The sequence below is a fragment of the Mesorhizobium sp. M2A.F.Ca.ET.039.01.1.1 genome, assembly GCF_003998035.1.
Taxonomy (GTDB): Bacteria; Pseudomonadota; Alphaproteobacteria; order Rhizobiales; family Rhizobiaceae; genus Mesorhizobium.
The window spans coordinates 1-1,131 of sequence record NZ_RZRY01001223.1 but is presented as its reverse complement, the minus strand read 5'-3'; the positions used below and the strand labels follow the sequence as shown (position 1 = coordinate 1,131).

At 63.8% G+C, this 1,131-nt stretch carries 1 protein-coding gene and 1 pseudogene; both read right to left on the bottom strand.

The annotated features are described in order from the left end of the window. Positions 1–668: SurA N-terminal domain-containing protein (locus EOA24_RS38805; protein ID WP_133374955.1), on the bottom strand; the 668-nt coding region annotated here is incomplete at its 3' end. A gap of 218 nt (positions 669–886) precedes the next feature. Continuing rightward, a pseudogene (locus EOA24_RS38800) lies at positions 887–1,131 on the bottom strand (LPS-assembly protein LptD); the annotation flags it as partial.

Here is a 1,131-nt window from a genome sequence, read left to right as displayed (position 1 = left end):
CCGAGATCGCGCACGGTGACGTCGATCAGACCCTTGGCGAATTCGCGCGTGGTGTTGCAGCCGCTGAAGCGGGCACGCATGGCGTCGGCCTCGCGCTTGCGCTTGGCGAGCGTGGCGGCACGCTCCGATGCCGGCACCACGAAGATCACCTGCTGCAGCATGTACTCCGTCGCCGTCGGCTTGCTGCCGCCCTTGTCGAGCATGCGCCGCACGGCGTCCTGCTCGGTCACCGAGCCGCCCTCGCCGGAGCGGTAGCGCGCGCTGAGCGCCTGGTTCCAGGCCATCTGGGCGCGGATGAATTCCTTGAAGTGTTCCTTGGTGACGCCCGACTGGCTCATGATCGCGTCGAGCTTGGCCAGCGGCATCTTGTTGCCCGAGGCGAAGCGCTGGTAGGCGGCGTCGACCTGCTCATCGGTGATGCGGATGCCGAGCCGCTTGGCCTCGGCCAGCCGCAGCGTCTGGTCGATCATCTCCTGCGCGGCATCGCCTTTCTTGTGTTGGAGCTTGAAGAAGGCGGCGCGGTGCGCGATGTCGCCGGTGGTGATCGGTATGCCGTTGACGACATATTTGATCTCCGCGGCGAAAGCCGGCTGTACAACAGCCGTGACCGAAACCGAGCTCGCCGCCACCAGAAGCGCCAACCCTGCCGAAAACAGGTATTTCCTCATCTTACCTTCCAATTTCCCCGCCCCAATTTGTCGGCACGACAGCGCCGCGCGTCCTCCGAACGCCTGCGCGCTGCAGCCGACCCCATGCCTGTCCTATGCGGCGAAACGATGTCGCCGGCGCATGGCCCCGAGAATCACCGCATTTTCGGGGGTTCACGCTCCAAATCAAGACCAAAGCATCGTCGGCGCCCGGCTAGCAAGCCACGCGCCGGCCTCGGTTATTGGATGGTATCGATCGCGCTCGTCGACGAGCCGAAATCGCCCAGCGTGCGGAACGACAGGTTGAAGCCGATATTCTGCGACACTTCCTTGGTTACGGTATCGCGTGTCTGCGAATAGGTCATGATGTAGGTGAAGCAGGAATCGTTGTAGGCGAAACCGACCCCGTCCTTGACCAGCACGTTGCTCTGGAGGTCGTAGGTGCCGGTGCCGAACAGCCGCCAGTTCTGCGCCAGATGCGTCG